Annotated in this window: 15 protein-coding genes and 1 tRNA gene; 12 read left to right on the forward strand and 4 right to left on the reverse strand. The window is 29.7% G+C overall.

Features of this window, described 5'->3' with window-relative positions:
• Nucleotides 1-17: 17 nt before the first annotated feature.
• A complete protein-coding gene (locus QWY99_RS20430) occupies nt 18-695 on the forward strand; it encodes a LysE family translocator (protein WP_290267553.1) in 678 nt (225 codons plus the stop codon).
• Nucleotides 696-1121: 426 nt separating this feature from the next.
• Here QWY99_RS20430 and QWY99_RS20435 read toward each other — a convergent pair.
• Both QWY99_RS20435 and folB read right to left on the reverse strand, forming a co-directional pair.
• Nucleotides 1122-1192: transfer RNA gene (locus QWY99_RS20435), tRNA-Cys, on the reverse strand.
• Between the two features lie 108 nt (nt 1193-1300).
• Nucleotides 1301-1657 (reverse strand): dihydroneopterin aldolase, encoded by a 357-nt coding sequence (folB, locus tag QWY99_RS20440; RefSeq protein ID WP_290267554.1) that lies wholly within the window; start codon nt 1655-1657, stop codon nt 1301-1303.
• Nucleotides 1658-1774: 117 nt separating this feature from the next.
• On the opposite strand from folB, the gene QWY99_RS20445 reads away from it, so the two are divergent.
• The 5 genes from QWY99_RS20445 (at nt 1775) to QWY99_RS20465 (ending at nt 6968) form a co-directional block, all read left to right on the forward strand.
• Entirely contained in the window at nt 1775-3889 is a 2115-nt protein-coding gene (locus QWY99_RS20445) for a glutamine--tRNA ligase/YqeY domain fusion protein (RefSeq protein ID WP_290267555.1), read from the forward strand.
• Nucleotides 3890-5326: 1437 nt separating this feature from the next.
• Nucleotides 5327-5806 (forward strand): hypothetical protein, encoded by a 480-nt coding sequence (locus QWY99_RS20450; protein WP_290267556.1) that lies wholly within the window; start codon nt 5327-5329, stop codon nt 5804-5806.
• An 81-nt stretch (nt 5807-5887) separates the two neighbouring features.
• Nucleotides 5888-6217: a YtxH domain-containing protein gene (locus tag QWY99_RS20455; protein WP_129540347.1), complete on the forward strand. Its 330-nt coding sequence runs from the start codon at nt 5888-5890 to the stop codon at nt 6215-6217.
• 142 nt (nt 6218-6359) lie between these two features.
• The gene (locus QWY99_RS20460) at nt 6360-6710 is read left to right on the forward strand and encodes a competence protein (protein ID WP_290267558.1); all 351 of its coding nucleotides are present in this window, start codon (nt 6360-6362) and stop codon (nt 6708-6710) included.
• 3 nt (nt 6711-6713) lie between these two features.
• Entirely contained in the window at nt 6714-6968 is a 255-nt protein-coding gene (locus tag QWY99_RS20465; RefSeq protein WP_290267560.1) for a DUF6327 family protein, read from the forward strand.
• 23 nt (nt 6969-6991) lie between these two features.
• Here QWY99_RS20465 and QWY99_RS20470 read toward each other — a convergent pair whose 3' ends face one another.
• Together QWY99_RS20470 and gltX are read right to left on the reverse strand one after the other, a co-directional pair.
• Nucleotides 6992-7972, reverse strand: coding sequence for an SPFH domain-containing protein (locus QWY99_RS20470; RefSeq protein ID WP_290267562.1), 981 nt, complete (start codon nt 7970-7972; stop codon nt 6992-6994).
• 144 nt (nt 7973-8116) lie between these two features.
• Nucleotides 8117-9622 (reverse strand): glutamate--tRNA ligase, encoded by a 1506-nt coding sequence (gltX, locus tag QWY99_RS20475; protein WP_290267564.1) that lies wholly within the window; start codon nt 9620-9622, stop codon nt 8117-8119.
• 155 nt (nt 9623-9777) lie between these two features.
• On the opposite strand from gltX, the gene QWY99_RS20480 reads away from it, so the two are divergent.
• From QWY99_RS20480 to QWY99_RS20505, 6 genes are all read left to right on the forward strand, one after another.
• The gene (locus tag QWY99_RS20480) at nt 9778-13089 is read left to right on the forward strand and encodes a coiled-coil domain-containing protein (RefSeq protein ID WP_290267566.1); all 3312 of its coding nucleotides are present in this window, start codon (nt 9778-9780) and stop codon (nt 13087-13089) included.
• Nucleotides 13086-13505: an rRNA maturation RNase YbeY gene (gene ybeY / locus QWY99_RS20485; RefSeq protein ID WP_290267568.1), complete on the forward strand. Its 420-nt coding sequence runs from the start codon at nt 13086-13088 to the stop codon at nt 13503-13505. Before QWY99_RS20480 ends, ybeY begins: the two co-directional genes overlap by 4 nt.
• A 186-nt stretch (nt 13506-13691) precedes the next feature.
• The gene (gene mnmG, locus QWY99_RS20490) at nt 13692-15563 is read left to right on the forward strand and encodes a tRNA uridine-5-carboxymethylaminomethyl(34) synthesis enzyme MnmG (protein ID WP_290267570.1); all 1872 of its coding nucleotides are present in this window, start codon (nt 13692-13694) and stop codon (nt 15561-15563) included.
• A gap of 398 nt (nt 15564-15961) precedes the next feature.
• Nucleotides 15962-16423 (forward strand): GNAT family N-acetyltransferase, encoded by a 462-nt coding sequence (locus tag QWY99_RS20495; RefSeq protein ID WP_290267572.1) that lies wholly within the window; start codon nt 15962-15964, stop codon nt 16421-16423.
• Nucleotides 16424-16523: 100 nt separating this feature from the next.
• A complete protein-coding gene (locus tag QWY99_RS20500) occupies nt 16524-17372 on the forward strand; it encodes a class I SAM-dependent methyltransferase (protein WP_290267574.1) in 849 nt (282 codons plus the stop codon).
• Between the two features lie 1065 nt (nt 17373-18437).
• Nucleotides 18438-19025 carry an OmpH/Skp family outer membrane protein gene (locus tag QWY99_RS20505; protein WP_290267576.1) on the forward strand — a complete coding sequence of 196 codons (588 nt, stop codon included), beginning with the start codon at nt 18438-18440 and terminating at the stop codon, nt 19023-19025.
• The last annotated feature ends 156 nt before the right edge of the window (nt 19026-19181 follow it).

Here is a 19181-nt window from a genome sequence, read left to right on the forward strand (position 1 = left end):
AACCAAATTGTATTTTAATGATAAATGATATTATAGCAGGGATTCCATGGGGAGTATTTTTAAGCTTTATGGTAGGCCCAGTATTTTTTATATTACTAGAAACTAGTATTACAAAGGGATTTAGAGCCGCATTGGTTTTTGATCTTGGTGTAATTCTAGGAGATATTTTCTTTATAGCAATTGCTTATTTAGGAAGTTATAGATTAATTAAAAGTTTACAAGATAAACCAGCCCTTTTTATTTTTGGAGGTATAATCATGTTGGCTTACGGGATTATTTCGTTTCTTCAGCTTAAGAAAGAGGAGCGAATAAACCTAGAAGAAATAGATCGTGATATCATAAAAAGAAATTATGGAAGTCTTTTTGTAAAAGGCTTTTTCTTAAATGTTATTAATATTGGAGTATTAGGCTTTTGGGTTGCTATAATTATTTCTATTGGACCAAAATTAGAAATGCAAACATCTAGAATGATGACATTTTTTGTAACAGTTGTATTAACTTATTTAATAATTGACTGTATAAAAATCCTTTTAGCAAAGCAATTAAAATCTAAAATGACACCGTCTAACATTCTTAAAATTAAAAAAGGAATTAGTGTAGTTTTAATGGTTTTCGGATTTGTTTTAATAGTTCAAGGATGGTTTCCAAAAGAAAAAGAAATGGTAAAACATGCTTTCGAAAAGATAGAAAAGTAGTTGTTAATAACTTCAAAATACAAATTTAACCTCTCATTACGAGAGGTTTTTTTATGTTTTAAGTGTGATTTTTGAATTTTTTTTAATCACAATCTTGTCTATCAGAGGAACGAAAACCCGAGCGAATAGACGAAGTAATCTCACCTAGTAGCTAACACATAACAGTTTTTTTTAGCATCCTACGTCACCACAATCATGTCTTTCTGAGGAACGAAGAATCTCCACAAAAAACTAACACAAAGTATTTCTAGATTGTCGAGCTACTTGATGAGATTCTTCGTTCCTTAGAAAGACAAGATTGCGACTAAAAGTTTTCAGTCTCAGCTTTGAGTTTCCAATCTTGTTATTTCGAATCTGTTCAATTTGATATTTATTGCGAAAAAATTAAGCATAAAAAAAACCTCCAAATTTCTTTGAAGGTTTTTGAGGCATCGTCCGGATTCGAACCGGAGTAGGAGCTTTTGCAGAGCCCAGCCTAGCCGCTCGGCCACGACGCCGTTAATTGAACGGATGGCAAAAGTAACTATAATCTTTAAATTTTAAAAACTTAAAGCCAACTATTTTTTAAATTTTTGAAAGAAAAATAATTTAGTATGAAGTTATATTTATCTTTTATCTTTTAATTTAATTGTAACCGACTCAACATCACCACCAATAGGAGGGTTGATTTTAGAAACTTCCACTATTGATTTTGTTATCATTGGAATCTCATCAAGTACCCTTTTATTGATTCTTTTTGCCACATGTTCCAATAATTTGGATCTTATAGCCATTTCTTCGGTAACAATTTTGTTTAAATGTACATAATCTACAGTATCCAAAAGATCATCAGATGCTGCAGATTTTCTTAAATTGGCATGAATCTCTAAATTCACTTCATATTCAGATCCTATTTTTCCTTCTTCGATTAAACATCCGTGGTAAGAAAATGTACGGATATTTTTTAGTTTAATAATTCCCATTTTTATTTTAATTTTTTGTTCTAAGTTTCAGATTTACTGAGAAGTTTATAAAGAAAACTGTAAACTGTAAACCGAAAACTGTAAACTTTTTTATCTTTGCTAAAATTACTATAAATAATGGCATCAGAAGAAAAATCACTCAATTTTATTGAACAAATCATAGAAGAAGATTTAAAATCAGGGTTATCAAAAGATAAGCTTCATTTTCGTTTTCCACCAGAACCAAATGGTTATTTACATATTGGTCATGCAAGTTCTATTGCTTTAAATTTTGGATTAGGACTTGATTATCAATCGCCTGTGAATTTACGTTTTGATGATACAAATCCAGAAAAAGAGGAACAAGAATTTGTAGATGCAATTAAAAAAGATGTTGAATGGTTAGGTTATACTTGGTCAGAAGAACGTTATGCATCCGATTATTTTCAGCAATTATATGATTGGGCAGTTTTATTAATTAAAAAAGATAAAGCTTACGTTGATAGTCAATCTTCTGAAGATATGGCTATTCAAAAAGGAACTCCATCAACCACAGGTACTGATAGCCCATATAGAAATCGTTCAGTGGAAGAAAATTTAGACTTATTCGAAAGAATGAGATTGGGAGAATTTGAAGCAGGAACTCATATTTTGCGTGCTAAAATAGACATGAAATCAACTAATATGTTGATGCGTGATCCTATTATGTATAGAATTCTACACAGACATCATCATAGAACTGGAGATGCCTGGAAGATTTATCCTATGTATGATTGGGCACATGGACAAAGTGATTACTTAGAAGAAATTTCACATTCATTTTGTACACTAGAATTTTTACCACACCGTGAATTATACGATTGGTTTTTAGATCAAATTATAGATGATAATAAGTTACGTCCAAAACAAAGAGAATTTGCAAGACGTAATCTTTCACATACAGTTGTAAGTAAAAGAAAATTACAGCAATTAGTTAAAGAACACCACGTTAATGGTTGGGATGATCCAAGAATGTCAACTATTTCTGGGTTAAGAAGAAGAGGTTATACAGCTGCTTCATTGCGTAATTTTGCTAATACAATTGGTATAGCAAAACGTGATAATTTAATTAGTGTATCCGTTTTAGAATTTTGTATTCGTGAGGATTTGAACAAAATTGCTCCAAGAGTAATGGCTGTTTTAGATCCAGTAAAATTGGTTATTAACAATTATCCTGAAGGAAAAGAAGAGTGGTTAGAAGCAGAAAATAATCAAGAAGATGAAAGTGCTGGATTCAGAAAAGTTCCATTTTCTCGTGAATTATATATAGAAAGAGAAGACTTTTTAGAAGAAGCTCCAGCTAAGTTTTTCCGTTTGACTTTAGGAAAAGAAGTACGTCTTAAAAATGCTTATATCATTAAAGGAGAAAGTGTTATAAAGGATTCAGAAGGTAATATTACTGAAATTCATGTTACTTATGATACGGATTCTTTAAGCGGAAGTGGAACAGAAGCGAGCCAAAGAAAAGTATCTGGAACATTACATTGGGTTTCTATTCCTCATGCAGTAAAAGCAGAAGTTCGTTTGTACGATCGTTTGTTTACTGATGAAGCACCAGACAGTTATAAAGATAAAAATTTCTTAGATTTTGTTAACCCGAACTCTTTAGAAATTGTTACTGGATTTCTTGAACCAAGTTTAGCAACAGCTCAAAATGAAGATAAATTTCAGTTTCAACGTTTAGGTTATTTCACTGTTGATAAAGATTCAAGTACTTCAAAACTAGTATTTAATAAGACTGTTGGATTAAAAGATGCTTGGGAAGAAAAAGGAAAAAAAGAAGAAAACAGTATCAACAATTCTTTAAAAGATATTAATAAATATTTCAAAGTTGAAACTAAGCCAGAACGTTTAGCGATTGAAAATGCAATAGGGGAGAACATTGCTGCAATTTCAAGTTTTTCTTTATTACAAAATTCATTGAAGAAGAATATCAACAACAATAAGAGTTCATTATTATTTGCTCAATTTATTTTAAAATATTCAATTTTGAAGTCTTCAGATTTTGAAGAAGAAGATATTAAAAAATTATATACTATGTCTTTAAGAAGTGAATCAACTTATGTTCGTTCGAAAGCACTTTTAAATTTACGAGATTTAGAAACTTCAGATTTTAAAAATCAATTTGAAGAAGAAATTCAAAAATTAAATTCAAATCCTCCAAAAAATGCTTCTGACAGAGAAAAGGAAATTTTGGAAGAAATGTTAAAATAATAGTATCAATTTTAGTTATCAAAAAGCGCTTTTTATAAGCGCTTTTTTTATTATTTGTAAAAACTATTATATATTTTAAAGTAATAGTTTTTATGTATTAAAATTAACCTCCATAAATTGATTTTAAGGCAATTTAAAAATGTAGTCGATACAATTTATGTTTTAAAAAAATTGATTAAACAACGTTCTTTATTTTAAATTTAGGTCTTATTTAGGTTACTTTTTCTCGTTGTCAACAAAGAAATGTTTATAAGTGTAGCTTTTTAATCCATTTTATAAATTTGGTCAAAAAAGCAATATTTGAGCTTGATAAATTTCTCCTTTACAAACATCCAAGTCATAACTATCATAATTCAATTTTCTTCTGTTGTATCTTTTTTTGTTTTGTCTTAATAAATGATATAGATTTTAATTATTCAAATACTGTTATTATGTGTTTTATGTTATTATTTATAAAAACTATTATTTTTTATTTTATTATTGTTTTTGTAGATTAAAAATCACCTCTATATATTGATTTTAAGACGTTTTTAAAATAGAGTTAGTAGTAATTATATATTTAATAAAATAATTAAACAGCGATCTTTATTTTAATTTTAGCTCTTCTTTTGATTGTTTTTTGTGGTTCTCAACCTAGAAATGTTTATTAGTACCCTTTTTTAATCCATTTTTTAAAGTTGATCTAAAAATACATAATTCAACTTGATAAATTTTACCAATTACAATTCTAGACAGATTTATAATTTTTGAATTCTATAAAATACAAAAGTTATAATTTTAAAAAAATTAATTTTTTCTGAGAGACAGATCCTTATTATTATGCTTAATTTAAAGTATAGTTTTAAATTATACAAAATAATATTTATCTTGCTTTATATTATTATTTATAAAAATTATGGTAATTCAAAATAATATAGTTTTTATAGATTAAAAATAGCTTTCATATCTTGATTTTAAGACGTTATTTAAATTACGTTATATCTTTTCTTTATTTTGTTATTTTGGTTTAACAAAAGTCTTTATTTTAATTTTTAGAAAATTTTTAGTCTGTTTAACGCGTTGTTAACATAAAAATGTTCTAAAATGTATTATTTTTATGAAAAGCCAATTAAGCGAATTTTATGAAAGTGAATTTATTCATTTTGAAATAAAAATGGAGTGGGCTATGATTATAAAATTATTTATTAAATCTTAAAATTTGATTTTATTTAGATTTTAGTTTTTGAATAATTTTAGTTGAAATTTTAAAAATTAATTTATCGTTTGAATTTTGATTGTGATTTATTTTTGATAATATTTTTTTAAGTATTTTTTCAAAATTATTTCATGAGTACCAAAATCACCTAAATTGATTTTTTGATTATTTTCAAATTGTTTATTTCATTTTTAAATCTGCTTATTAGGTTTAGTTTATATGTTAAACTTAAAACAGAAATTATGAAAATCAAATTTTTAATATTAGGATTATTATTTACGAGTTTTGCATTTTCTCAAACTCATCAAATAATCAAACATAACGGTGAAGAGTTAGATGTAAATTATATCAAACAAGATAATGATCTAATTTACTATTCATTAAATGGAAGTCAGGAACAATTAACAATTAGTAAATATGCCGTTGCTGCTCTTAATGAAAACGGTAGTTCTAAATCAAAAACAATATCTCCTAAAATTGTCATAGCTGACAAAAGTGAGTATAATTCCGTAAAAGTTTTAAAACCAAGTCAAACTATTGGACTTAAAGAAGTTGAAACTTTTACTGGTTTATCGACCAAAACAAAAGGGGAGTCCCCATTGGCTTTGAAGGAACATACAGAAAGACGTATCAAAACAAAGTCTGCAGGAAGTGGTTATCCATTTGTTTCTATAGTCGAAAAATCAGATGGAATGTATCATGCAATTGCTTATGTATATTAAAATTATATTAAAGATTTATTTATAAGAATTTTATCTCTATTAAATTGATTATCTTTATTACTAACTTTAAAATTTATAGTTATGTCAAACAACACAGGAAACACAATATTAGCACTTCTTACTGGAGCAGCTATTGGAGCAGGAATTGGAATTTTGTTTGCACCAGATAAAGGTTCAAAAACAAGAGGACGTATTAAACACGGAATCGATGATGCTAAACATAATTTAAAGCATAAACTTGAAACTTCTACAGAAGGATTACGTGATAAGTTTTTAAATGCTAAAGAAGATTTAGATGGAACTTATGAAAACTTACTTTCGAATATGAGTCATAAAACGGAAGAAGTAATTTCTTTTCTTGAAACTAAATTAGCCGATTTGAAAACTCAAAATGCTAAGCTTCAAAAATAAATAGCCTTTTTTAGGCATCAGCAAAGTACACATTGAACTTTAATTGTTATTGTTCCGAAAATTTTAATTAATTTTAGAATTACAATACATTGGTTTCATTGTGTACTTTGTATTTTTAGATAATCAACTAAAATAGTTACTTATGGCTTTTGAAGAATTAAAAGAACATACCGAAAATATTCAAGATCAGGCAAAAGCCTATGTTGATAGTCACCTTGCTTATTACAAGCTATGGGGTTTTAAAGTTGCAATGAAATCTACAACAGTAATTTTTAAATTTATTTTAATTTTACTGTGTTTTAGTATGGTTATGGTATTTGGATCTGTTGCTTTAGCTTTTGCTATTAGTACTGCTTTAGATAGTTATACTTATGGATTCCTTATAGTAGGAGGGATGTATTTAATAGCAACAATACTTATTTTCTTTATAAAAGATAAAATGGTTGAAGGACCAATTTTAGAAAAATTTTCAGAAATCTTTTTTAATGACTAAATTATGGAAACCAAAAAATACTCCTCTTATGCTGAAATTGAAAGAGAATTAGAAATTCTTAAATTGGAAAAACAAATCAATTATCAGAAGTTAGTGCTAAGCATTCAACAAACTAAAGAATCTTTGGAACCACAAAATGTTATAAATAGTTTCTTTGGTTCATATAAAACGATACTTTCGAATTCTTATATAAAAATTATTCAAGCAGCGATTCCTTATTTAATAGGATGGTTCATGAACAAAAAAAGAGGCTATTAGGCCTCTTTTTTATTTTTTGATTCTTATTCTTCATCAGTTTCTGGAGCTTCTGGAGCTTCATAATCTGGTTTTTCTTCTGCTTTTGGTTTAATTCTTTTATTAGTTTTTTTCATCATTTCGCCAACTTGGTTAGATGCACTAAATGAAGCCACCATATTGTTTAGCATATCGCTTCCTGCTTGTGGTGAATTTGGTAACAGAATTAAGTTTGAATTCGTATCTGCACCAATTGCTTGTAACGTGTCATAATGTTGAGTAACTACTATTAATGCCGATGCTTCTTGTGAATTGATTCCAACTTTATTTAAAGTATCAACACTTTCTACAAGACCTCTTGCAATTTCTCTTCTTTGATCTGCAATACCTTGACCTTGTAATCTCTTGCTTTCTGCTTCAGCTTTTGCTTTGGCAACTATTCTAATTCTAGATGCTTCAGCTTCAAATTCAGCTACAGTTTTTTCTCTATCAGCTGCATTTATTCTATTCATTGCATTTTTAACCTGGATATCTGGATCAATATCAGTTACCAATGTGTTGATAATTGTATATCCATAAGTAGTCATTGCCTCATTCAATTCTCTTTTTACTGCAATTGCGATATCATCTTTTCTTTCAAAAACATCATCTAATTTCAATTTAGGGACTTCGGCACGTACAACATCAAATACATAAGATGTGATTTGATCGTGTGGATATTCTAATTTGTAAAAGGCATCATAAACAGTTTCTTTGATAACCATAAATTGAACTGATACTTTAAGTTTCACAAAAACGTTGTCTTTAGTTTTCGTTTCAATGATTACATCAAGCTGTTGAATTTTAAGATTTACACGTCCAGCAATTCTATCAATCATTGGTATTTTTAATTGTAAACCTGAAGTTCTTACACTAAGAAATTTTCCAAAACGTTCTATAATTACAGATGTTTGTTGCTTCACTGTAAAGAAAGAAGATAAGAAAATAAATAATCCGAAGATTAAAAGAATAATAATTGGAATGTTCATAACTGATAAATTTAGTTTAAAAATTAGCGGTCAAATTACGAAATTTCTTCCATTTTAATGTGTTATGTTTTAATTAAAATGAAAAAGCGTTAAGAATACCTCGATTGGTGTTCTTAACGCTTTTATAGATTATTGGCTTTATTTTTATAAAGTCACTATTGCTTTTTGTATTCTTGAGATAGTTTCTTCTTTTCCAATCATCTCAACAATGTCAAATAGGTGAGGGCCTTTTAGAGCTCCAACTAAACTCAAACGGAAAGGTTGCATTACTTTACCCATCCCAATTTCATTTTTAGTCATCCAATCTTTCACTATAGTTTCAATATTTAAAGAACTAAAATCTTCAATATTTTCTAGAACAGAAGTTAGTTCTTGCATCAAAGCAGGAGTTTCTTCTTTCCAGTTTTTGGTTGCTTTCTCATCATATGATTTTGGTGCTTGAAAAAAGAAATCACTTAGTTCCCAAAATTCTGATACAAAATGTGCACGTTCTTTTATTAAAGAAACGATTTTTACTAGATCAACTTTAGAAATATCTAAACCTTTTTCTTCTAGAATAGGAGAGAAGTCTTTAGCTAAATCTTCGTTATTTCTTTTTATCAAGTGTTGGTGATTGAACCATTTGTTTTTCTCTGGATCAAATTTAGCTCCTGATTTATGAACTCTGTTCAAATCAAATGAAGCTACTAATTCTTCTAATGAAAATATTTCTTTATCAGTTCCGTCGTTCCAACCAAGTAAAGCAAGGAAGTTAATTACTGCTTCGGGGAAAAAACCTTTTTCTCTGTAACCAGATGAAACCCCTTCTTCTGTTTTCCATTCTAATGGAAATACTGGGAAACCTAATTTATCACCATCTCTTTTAGATAATTTTCCGTTACCAATTGGTTTCAGAATTAATGGCAAATGTGCAAATACTGGAGCATCCCAACCAAAAGCTCTGTATAATAAAACGTGTAATGGCATAGATGGTAACCATTCTTCTCCACGAATTACATGTGATGTTTCCATCAAATGATCATCTACGATGTTTGCCAAATGGTATGTTGGCATTCCGTCACTTTTAAACAAAACTTTATCATCTAATAAGTTTGTATCAAACTTCACTTCACCACGAATAATATCTTGTAAGTGCAACGTTTCATTAACTGGAGTTTTAAAACGGATTACATAATGTTCTCCATTAGCAATTCTTTTAGCAGTTTCATCAGAAGAAATTACTAGGGAAGTATCTAATTTTTCACGATTATGATGGTTGTATATAAATGTTTTTCCTTCTGCCTCGTGTTGTTTTCTATGCGCATCTAATGATTCTGGTGTATCAAAAGCATAATATGCCCATCCTGAATTGATCAATTGATCTGCATATTGTTGGTACAATTCTTTACGATCACTCTGACGATATGGGCCAAACTTTTCATTTTTACCTACAGTTTCATCTGGAGCAATTCCCAACCATTCCAATGCTTCCATAATGTATTCTTCGGCACCAGGAACAAAACGAGTTTGGTCGGTATCTTCAATACGCAAGTAAAAAACTCCATTGTTTTTTTTGGCAAACAAATAATTAAATAATGCAGTACGAACACCGCCTATATGTAAAGGTCCAGTTGGACTTGGTGCAAAACGCACACGAACTTGTTTTGACATTTTTATAAATTTTGTTGCAAAGATACGACTTTACACAAAAGTCATTAGTCGAAAGTTTTAAAGCTTTTTTGATTTTCTACTCTTAGGCTTTGTATCTTAAATAGTATTATTAAAATTAGTACTTTTAGGGGTTATAAGTAAAACAGATTACTATTTTGAAAACAGTTCCATTCATATATCAGAAGTTAGAGGATTTTATAAAGAAATATTACACCAATGAATTGATTAGAGGTTTACTTCTTTTCACGGGATTTGGGTTGTTATACTTTTTATTTACCCTATTTATAGAATATTTTCTTTGGTTAAAACCAGTAGGAAGAACACTATTGTTTGGTGCTTTTGTTTGTGTTGAACTATTCCTGTTGTTTCGTTTTATTATGTTTCCATTTTTTAAGTTATTCAAACTTCAAAAAGGAATTGATTATAATCAAGCATCGGATATTATTGGGAATCATTTTTCAGAAGTAAATGACAAACTAACTAACTTTTTGCAATTATCTGCTACAGTAAATGAAGTTGAAAAGTCTGAATTGATGTTGGCTTCTATTGAGCAAAAAGCAAATTCTTTACAGTTAATTCCTTTTAGTAATGCAATTAATTTTAGTGCAAATAAGAAATATTTACCACTAGCTTTAATTCCAATTTTATTCCTTTTAGTTTTTTATATTTCTGGAAACAGTACTATTTTATCTCAAAGTTTAAATAGAGTAGTACACTTTAATTCTTCATTTTTACCTCCAGCTCCTTTCAAATTTGTTGTACTCAATCCAAATTTGCAAACGGAACAGAATAAAGATTTCATTGTTCAAGTACAATCAGAGGGAAAAGTGATTCCTGAGAATGTTATGATTCATATTGAAAACGAAAGTTATTTTATGGAATCTTCAAAACCTGGAGTATTTGAATTTAAGATTGAAAAGCCTAATTCTAATGTTGAATTTTATGTAGAGGGAAATCAAGTTAGTTCTCCTTCGTATGTATTGAAAGTTATCACCGTTCCATCTATTGCTGACTTTGAAATGCAATTACATTTCCCATCTTATTTAAATAAAAAAGGTGAAACTATTAGCGGTACAGGTAATGCAATTCTACCAGAAGGAACTCGAGTAACTTGGAAAATGAATACCAAATCGACTGAAAATGTTGATTGGAAAGAGGGAAATTCTTTAATCCCTTTTACTAAAGCTGATAATAGTTTTGTTTTATCAAAAAATATTAGCCAAAATACAGAATATCAAATTCTTACATCTAATAATAAGGTTAAAAACTATGAAAAGCTTAATTATCAGCTCTCCGTAATTAAAGATCAGTTCCCAACCATCAATGTGAGTGTAGCTCCTGATAGTTTGAAGCTTGGCAAAGATTATATGTTAGGGCAATTATCAGATGATTATGGTTTGTCAAAATTGCATATTGTTTACTACGAACGCAACAAACCCAACACTGCCAAACGTGGAACAATTGCAGTTAAGAATACTGTTTTTGATCAATTCGTATTTTCATTTCCAAGTAATCTCCCAGTAGAGCAGGGAGTATCTTATGAATATTACTTTGAGGTTTTTGATAATGATGCTCCTCATAATTTTAAAAGTGCTAAGTCTTCTGTTTTTTCTGATAGAGTTGCAACTAATGAAGAACTTCATGAACTGGATTTAGAACAACAAAATAGTAATATCAATGCACTTTCTAAATCATTAAAAAGTAAAGACAAGCAAATATCTGAATTAGAAAAACTGCAACAAGTAGGGAAGGAAAAGAATAATTTAGAATTTAAAGACCAGCAAAAAGTAAATGAATTCATCAAACGTCAGAAGCAACAAGACCAAATGATGAAAGAATTTGCAGAGAAAATGAATCAGAATTTAGATAAATTCAAGACTGAAAAGAAAGATCAGACTGTAGAAGATTTACAAAAGCGTTTGGATAATGCTGAGAAAGACTTAGAGAAAAATCAGAAGTTGATGGATGAACTGAAAGATTTAAATGATAAAATTAAGAATGAAGAGTTGTTTGATAAGATGGATAAGTTTAAACAAATTTCTAAGAATCAATCTAAAAACTTAGAGCAATTAGTTGAACTTACAAAGCGGTTCTATGTAGCAAAAAAGGCAGAGCAATTAAAAGATAAACTAGATAAATTAGCAGACAAACAAGAACAACTTTCTAACAAAGAAAAAGAGAACACAACTGAAAAGCAAGATGAAATTAATAAAGCATTTGATAAACTTCAAGAAGATTTAAAAGATTTGAAAGAGGAAAACAAGAGTTTAAAAACTCCCTTAGAAATACCAACTGATGCTAATAAGGAAAATGAAATTGATAATGATTTAAAGAAAGCATCTGAAGAGCTTAAGAAAAATAATAGTGCAGGAGCTAAACCAAAGCAAAAAAATGCAGCCAAGAAAATGAAAGAGATGGCGAAGAAAATGGAAGAAAGCATGCAGTCTTCAGAACAGGAACAATTAGAAGAAGATGTGAAAACGTTGCGTCAGATTCTAGATAATCTATTAGCTTTTTCACTAGCAGAAGAAGCGGTTATGTTACAGTTTAAATCTATTAAAGTTGGCTCATCTGTGTTTAATAAGAATATTAAAATTCAGCAAAACCTAAAATTACAGTTCAAACATATTGACGATAGCTTGTTTGCTTTATCATTGCGTAACCCGAAAATTGCTGAAGATGTTACAAAAGAAATTGGGAACGTTCAGTACAATATGGATAAAGCTCTAGAAACCTTAACCGATGTTCAAATTCGTAAAGGGGTATCTCACCAACAATATGCTGTTTCATCAGCTAATAAATTGGCTGATTTTTTAAGTGATTTATTAAGTAACATGCAAATGTCTATGGCTAATCCTAGTTCTGGAAAACCAAAACCAGGACAAGGTGAAGGGATGCAATTACCTGATATTATAAAAAAGCAAGAAGGATTAGGAAAGAAAATGAAAGAGGGAATGGAGAAAGGTCAGGAGCCTGGTCAGGGAAAAAGCGGAAAAGATGGTAAGGATTCTAAGTCTGGAGGTAAAGGTTCCAATGGAGATAATGGTGAAGATGGTGAAGGAAATGCTCAAGAAATAATGGAAATTTACAAAGAACAAGTTCGTCTTAGAGAAGCATTGCAAAAAGAATTAGAAAAACAAGGACTTGGCCCTAACGGAGAAAAGACTTTGGAACAAATGAAACAGTTAGAAAAGCAACTTTTAAATAAAGGTTTTAAGAATGAAAATTTGCAACGTATATTGAATATTCAACAAGAATTATTAAAATTGAATAACGCTGTTCAAGAACAAGGTCAAGATAATAAACGCCAATCTGAAACAAACAGGAAAGAATTTAATAATCAATCTAATGCGTTGCCAAGGTCGTTATCAGATTATTTAAATAGCATAGAGATTTTAAATAGACAATCATTACCTTTGCGCTCGAATTTTAATCAAAAAGTTCAAGAATATTTCAATACAAAATGATCAATTTTAATTACGAAACAGAGTTCGTTTTAGATAACGAAGAAGCGTTTGAAGAATGGCTATCGGCTGTGATTCTTTCAGAGAATAAAAAAGAAGGAGAAATAAGTTATATATTTTGTGATGATGAATACCTTCATAAGATCAATGTAGAGTATCTTAATCATGATACTTTGACTGATATTATCAGTTTTGATTACACAGTTGGTAATGTATTAAACGGAGATATATTTGTTTCTATAGAGCGTGTACGTGACAATGCTCTTGATTTTAATGTTTCTTTTGAGGATGAATTGAAGCGTGTCTTAGCCCACGGTATATTACATTACTGTGGATATAAAGATAAATCAGATTCTGAAGCAGAGTTAATGCGTTCTAAAGAAGATGAGAAAATAGCATTGTTCCACGTGGAACGATAATTAAATTACTCTTTTTTAAATCATGTTCCACGTGGAACATGATTTAATTTAAGAGTGTAAAATGACTATATGTTTCACGTGGAACAATATTAGTTTAGGTTTTGAATACAAGTTCCACGTGGAACAAATAAATAAAGTTAATTCTGGAACCTGCCTTAAACTGTTTTCAGAGAATAATAAAACGAAATGTTTTTAGAAGAATATGATGTTATAGTTGTCGGCGCAGGACATGCCGGCTCAGAGGCTGCGGCAGCAGCCGCAAATCTTGGATCTAAAACTTTGCTTGTAACAATGAGTTTGCAAAACATAGCACAGATGTCATGTAACCCAGCTATGGGAGGAATTGCAAAAGGGCAAATTGTGCGTGAGATTGACGCGCTAGGTGGGTACTCAGGAATTGTTTCCGACCGCACGGCAATTCAATTTAAAATGTTGAACAAATCAAAAGGACCTGCAATGTGGTCTCCAAGGGTTCAAAGTGATAGAATGCGTTTTGCTGAAGAATGGAGAATGATGCTTGAAGGAACTCCAAATCTTGATTTTTACCAAGAAATGGTAAAGGGTTTGATTATTGAGAATGGAAAGGTAAAAGGAGTTCGAACTTCGTTAGGAGTTGAAATTCGTTCCAAATCTGTTGTCTTGACAAATGGAACTTTCTTGAATGGTTTAATTCATATCGGAGACAAACAGTTTGGTGGTGGTAGAGCTGGAGAAAGTGCGGCTTACGGAATTACCGAAGATTTAGTTCAAGTTGGTTTTGAAGCGGGAAGAATGAAAACTGGAACGCCACCACGAGTTGATGGACGCTCTTTGGATTATTCTAAAATGAACGAAGAAAAAGGAGATGCTAAACCGGATAAGTTTTCTTATTCAGATGTGACTTCACCACTTGTTCACCAAAGATCTTGTCATATGACATATACGTCTTTAGATGTGCATGATATTTTGAGATCTGGTTTTGATCGTTCCCCAATGTTCAACGGTCGTATAAAAAGTATTGGCCCGAGATATTGTCCTTCTATCGAAGATAAGATTAATCGTTTTGCTGATAAAGAACGCCACCAGTTATTTGTTGAGCCAGAAGGCTGGAATACTTGTGAGGTTTATGTAAATGGATTTTCTACTTCTTTGCCAGAGGATATTCAATTTAAAGCTTTGCGTACTGTGGTAGGTTTTGAGAACGTGAAATTCTTCCGTCCTGGTTATGCGATAGAATATGATTATTTTCCGCCAACACAATTAAAGCATACTCTTGAAACTAAATTAATCGAAGGATTATATTTTGCTGGTCAAATTAATGGAACGACAGGATATGAAGAAGCAGCTTCGCAAGGTTTGATGGCTGGAATAAATGCGCATTTAAAAGTGAACGAAAAAGCGCCGTTAATATTAAAACGCGATGAAGCATATATTGGTGTTTTAATAGATGATCTAATTACGAAAGGAACAGAAGAACCGTATCGTATGTTTACGTCTCGTGCAGAATATAGAACTTTGTTGCGTCAAGACAATGCTGACTTTAGATTAACGCCAATGTCATATGAAATTGGTTTGGCTTCGGAAACCCGTTTACGTAGAATGGAGCATAAATTAAAAGAATCTGAAAAGATGGTTGCGTTCTTTAAAGAAACAAGTGTTTCGGTTGCAGAAGCAAACCCGATTCTAGAATCTAAAGGAACGGCTTTGATTTCTCAAGGTGATAAAATGTTTAAGGTTTTCTCTCGTCCGCAAATAGATTTGGAGGATATCAAGAAATTTGAGAAAGTAAAAGAATATATTGCTGAAAATGATTTGGATCAGGAAATTTTAGAACAAGCAGAAATTCAAGTTAAATATTCAGGTTATATCGAAAAAGAAAGAAATAATGCTGATAAACTAACGAGATTAGAAGAAGTGAAAATTCCTGAAAATTTTGATTATAATAAAATCAAATCGATGTCTATAGAAGCAAAGCAAAAATTAGGAAAAATTCGTCCTGTTACAATTTCACAAGCTTCAAGGATCAGCGGTGTTTCACCAAGTGATATTTCAGTGTTGCTAATTTATATGGGAAGATAATTTAGTATTCAGTTTTCAGTCTCATTTTTCATTTTTCATTTTTCATTTTTTAGTTTGAGTATTGAATTCCGGTATTGTAATTAAACTTTAAATATGGGATATGCTCAATTAGAAAAATGAATCATTAAAAATAGTTAAATTTTCTTTTAAACGAAGAGACCACAACTAAGTCTGAATACTGCGACTGAATACTGCGACTGAAAACTGCGACTGAAAACTGTGACTGTAAACTGTGACTGTAAACTGCGACTGCAAACTGCGACTGTAAACTGTGACTGTAAACTGCGACTGTAAAGTGTAAACTGAAAACTGCGACTAAAAAAATTGTTCCACGTGAAACTATTTTCCTAACCCTTGATTTTATTAAGGAGTTTAGGATTTTAATTTTTTAAAGTATTATGATTATTCAGAAAGAAGTTTTGTCGTTTGAAGATAAAAAATCCTTAATGCAACTTTGGAATGCTGAATATCCAGGTAGTTTAAATTATGCAACAATTCATGATTTTGATTTATATTTAAATGGATTGTCTGATGTTAAACATTATTTGCTACTTGTTGATGAAAATATAATAAAAGGTTGGACGTTTACTTTTCTGAGAGAAGAAGAATATTGGTTTGCAATATTAATCGATAGTCAAATTCAAGGAACAGGTAAAGGTGCGTTATTGATTGAAGAATTAAAAATGAATAATGATAATTTGAATGGATGGGTTATAGATCATGAAAATGCTATAAAACAGAACAAACAGCCATATAAATCACCATTATTCTTTTATCTGAAAAATGGGTTTACTGTTTGTTCAGAAACTAGAATCGAAAATGAAAAAATAGACGCAGTTAAAATAAACTGGAAGAATTAAAGAGAAAGAACAAATAAATAAGATTTGCAAACCCTAAAAGCGATAAATTTCGTTTTTAGGGTTTGTTATAAAATTAAACCAAAATACCAATAATTATAAAATGGACGTTTTAAACAAAAAACATTTTCTTACTGTAAAAGATCACTCGGTTTCTAAAGAAATTTTTGAATTGTACTACGATGAAACTTTGGATATGTTAATTACATCTCCACAACCCAATGAAAATGATTTGGGGAAATATTATGAAAGCGAGGATTATATTTCGCATACAGACAACAAGCGTTCGTTATTTGAAAAAGCATATCATATTGTAAAAAATATTGCACTTAAGAATAAATTAAATTTGATTAATTCTGAAAACCCGCAAAAAGGTAGAATTTTAGATATAGGAGCAGGAACTGGTGATTTCTTGTTAACTGCTAAAGATAATGGTTGGAATACTGTTGGAGTAGAACCAAGCGAAAGAGCAAAGTCTATTGCTATAAAAAAAGGAATTTCTTTTGTGGATAAAATTGCTGACTTAGAAAATAATTCTTTTGACGTAATTACGATGTGGCACGTTTTGGAACACGTTCCAAATTTAGAATTGCAAATACAAGAATTGAAGCGATTATTAAAACCAACTGGAACGTTAATTGTAGCAGTTCCAAATTTTAAATCTTTCGATGCAAATCATTATAAAACTTTTTGGGCTGCGTATGATGTGCCAATTCATTTTTGGCATTTCTCTAAAAAAGCGATTCAGTCACTTTTCGAAAAAGTAGATATGCGTCTTGAAAAAATTCTTCCAATGAAATTTGACTCGTTTTATGTGAGTCTACTTTCTGAAAAATACAAAACTGGAAAAATGAATTACCTAACTGCATTTTTTATTGGATTAAAATCGAATTGGAAAGCAAAGCGTAGTTTAGAATATTCATCACACATTTATGTCTTAAAAAACAAGTAAAACTCATTTTTAGCCGATTTAAGACATTTTTTATATAAGAATCGTGTGTTTGTATTCCTTTTTTTAGAAAATCGCTTAAATAAAAGCTGGTGAAGCTACTATTAATAGCGGTAAATTATAAATAATCTGAGTTTGATAATAAAAATTGATACTAGTAAAATTGAGTGTTTTTTAAACTTTTTTATCTATTTATGATGTGTCTGTTCAATTTTGGAATTTTTTTAAAAGGAATTCGGTTTTTTAAAAAAGCAGCGAATCATCTTAAAAAAAATCTTGCAATCAAATTTGACTCAATTTTTATGAGTTTACTTTTTTGGAAATGCACTTATGAAAATTAACTTCCTAAGTGCATTTTTTATTGGATTAAAACGAAATTGTATAACGAAGTACACTTTAGAATATTCATCGCTCATTTATGTCTAAAAAAATAAGTAAAACGTATTTTTAGCCCATTTAAGAAGTTTTTTATATAGTAATCGTGTGTTCGTATCCCTTTTTTTAGAAAATCGCTTAAATAAAAGCTGGTAAAGTCATTATTAATAGTAGTAAATTATGCATAATCAAAGTTTGATAATAAAAATTGATACTATAAAAATTGAATAATTTTGGACAAATTTTGTTGTTTATGCAGTGATAATTCAATTTTTTGTTTTTTAAGAAATAGAAATTAAATCTAAAAAAAATAGATATGTATCTGAAAAAAAAATGTACATGAAAAATGAATTGTCTAAGAGTATTTTTATTGAATTATAATCAAATTATAAGGCAAAGTGAACTTTAGAATATTTGCCCCACATTTATATCTTTAAAAATTATTTAAACGCATTTTTAGATTATTTAAGACGTATTTTATATAATAAACATGTATTTGTATTCCTTTTTTATGAAAACGTCTTAAAGAATAACTGGTGAGCCCATTGTTAATAACAGTAAATTATTAATAATCTAAGTTTGATATTAAAAATTGATACTAGAAAAATTGAGCATTTTTTAAACTTTATGTCGATGCTATTGATTTTTTTATATTTTTGTCATTCATACTTTAAAAAAATAGAAATTAACAAAATGAAAAAAGCATTAGTAATTATCGCACTTTCGATTTCAGTAGTTGCTTGTAATAAAACAGCAGAAGTTAAGGAAGTAAAAACAGCTTACGTTGACACTTCAGTTTTAATGAAAGAGTACACTGAAGCAAAAGATTTAGAAGCTAAATACAAAGCACAAGCAGAGGAAAAAGGTAGACAGCTTCAAGCGGAGATTACTCGTTTCAAACAAGATGCTTCTAATTTCCAAAGTCAAGCACAAGCTAATGGTCAAGCATGGGCACAACAAAGAGGTGCTGAGTTGCAAAAAAGAGAGCAACAATTAGGTTATGCTCAACAAGCATTAGCACAACAATTGCAACAAGAAAGTGGTGCAGAAATGGACTCTTTAGTTACAGGAGTTAAAAAATTCATCAAGAATTACGGTAAAGAAAAAGGGTACTCTTACATTTACGGTACTGGTGATGCTGCATCGATTTTATATGCAGAAGATAAATATGACATTACAAAAGAGATCGTTAAAGCTTTAAACGATAACTATAAAGCTGGTACTAAACTAGATACTAAAACTGACGCTAAAGAAAAGGACTCAGCTGCAGTTAAAAAATAATATAAGAAAACTATTTTTGAAGCCTATATCTTTTTGGATATAGGCTTTTTTTGTTATAAAATAGTTGCAACTTGGCTTTTACTCAATATGTTCTTCTATTTTTGTAAAATGATTTTCTGACACGAATTTCTATTCATTTTAGTTATAAAATACAAG

The organism is Flavobacterium branchiarum (genome assembly GCF_030409845.1).
GTDB lineage: Bacteria > Bacteroidota > Bacteroidia > Flavobacteriales > Flavobacteriaceae > Flavobacterium > Flavobacterium branchiarum.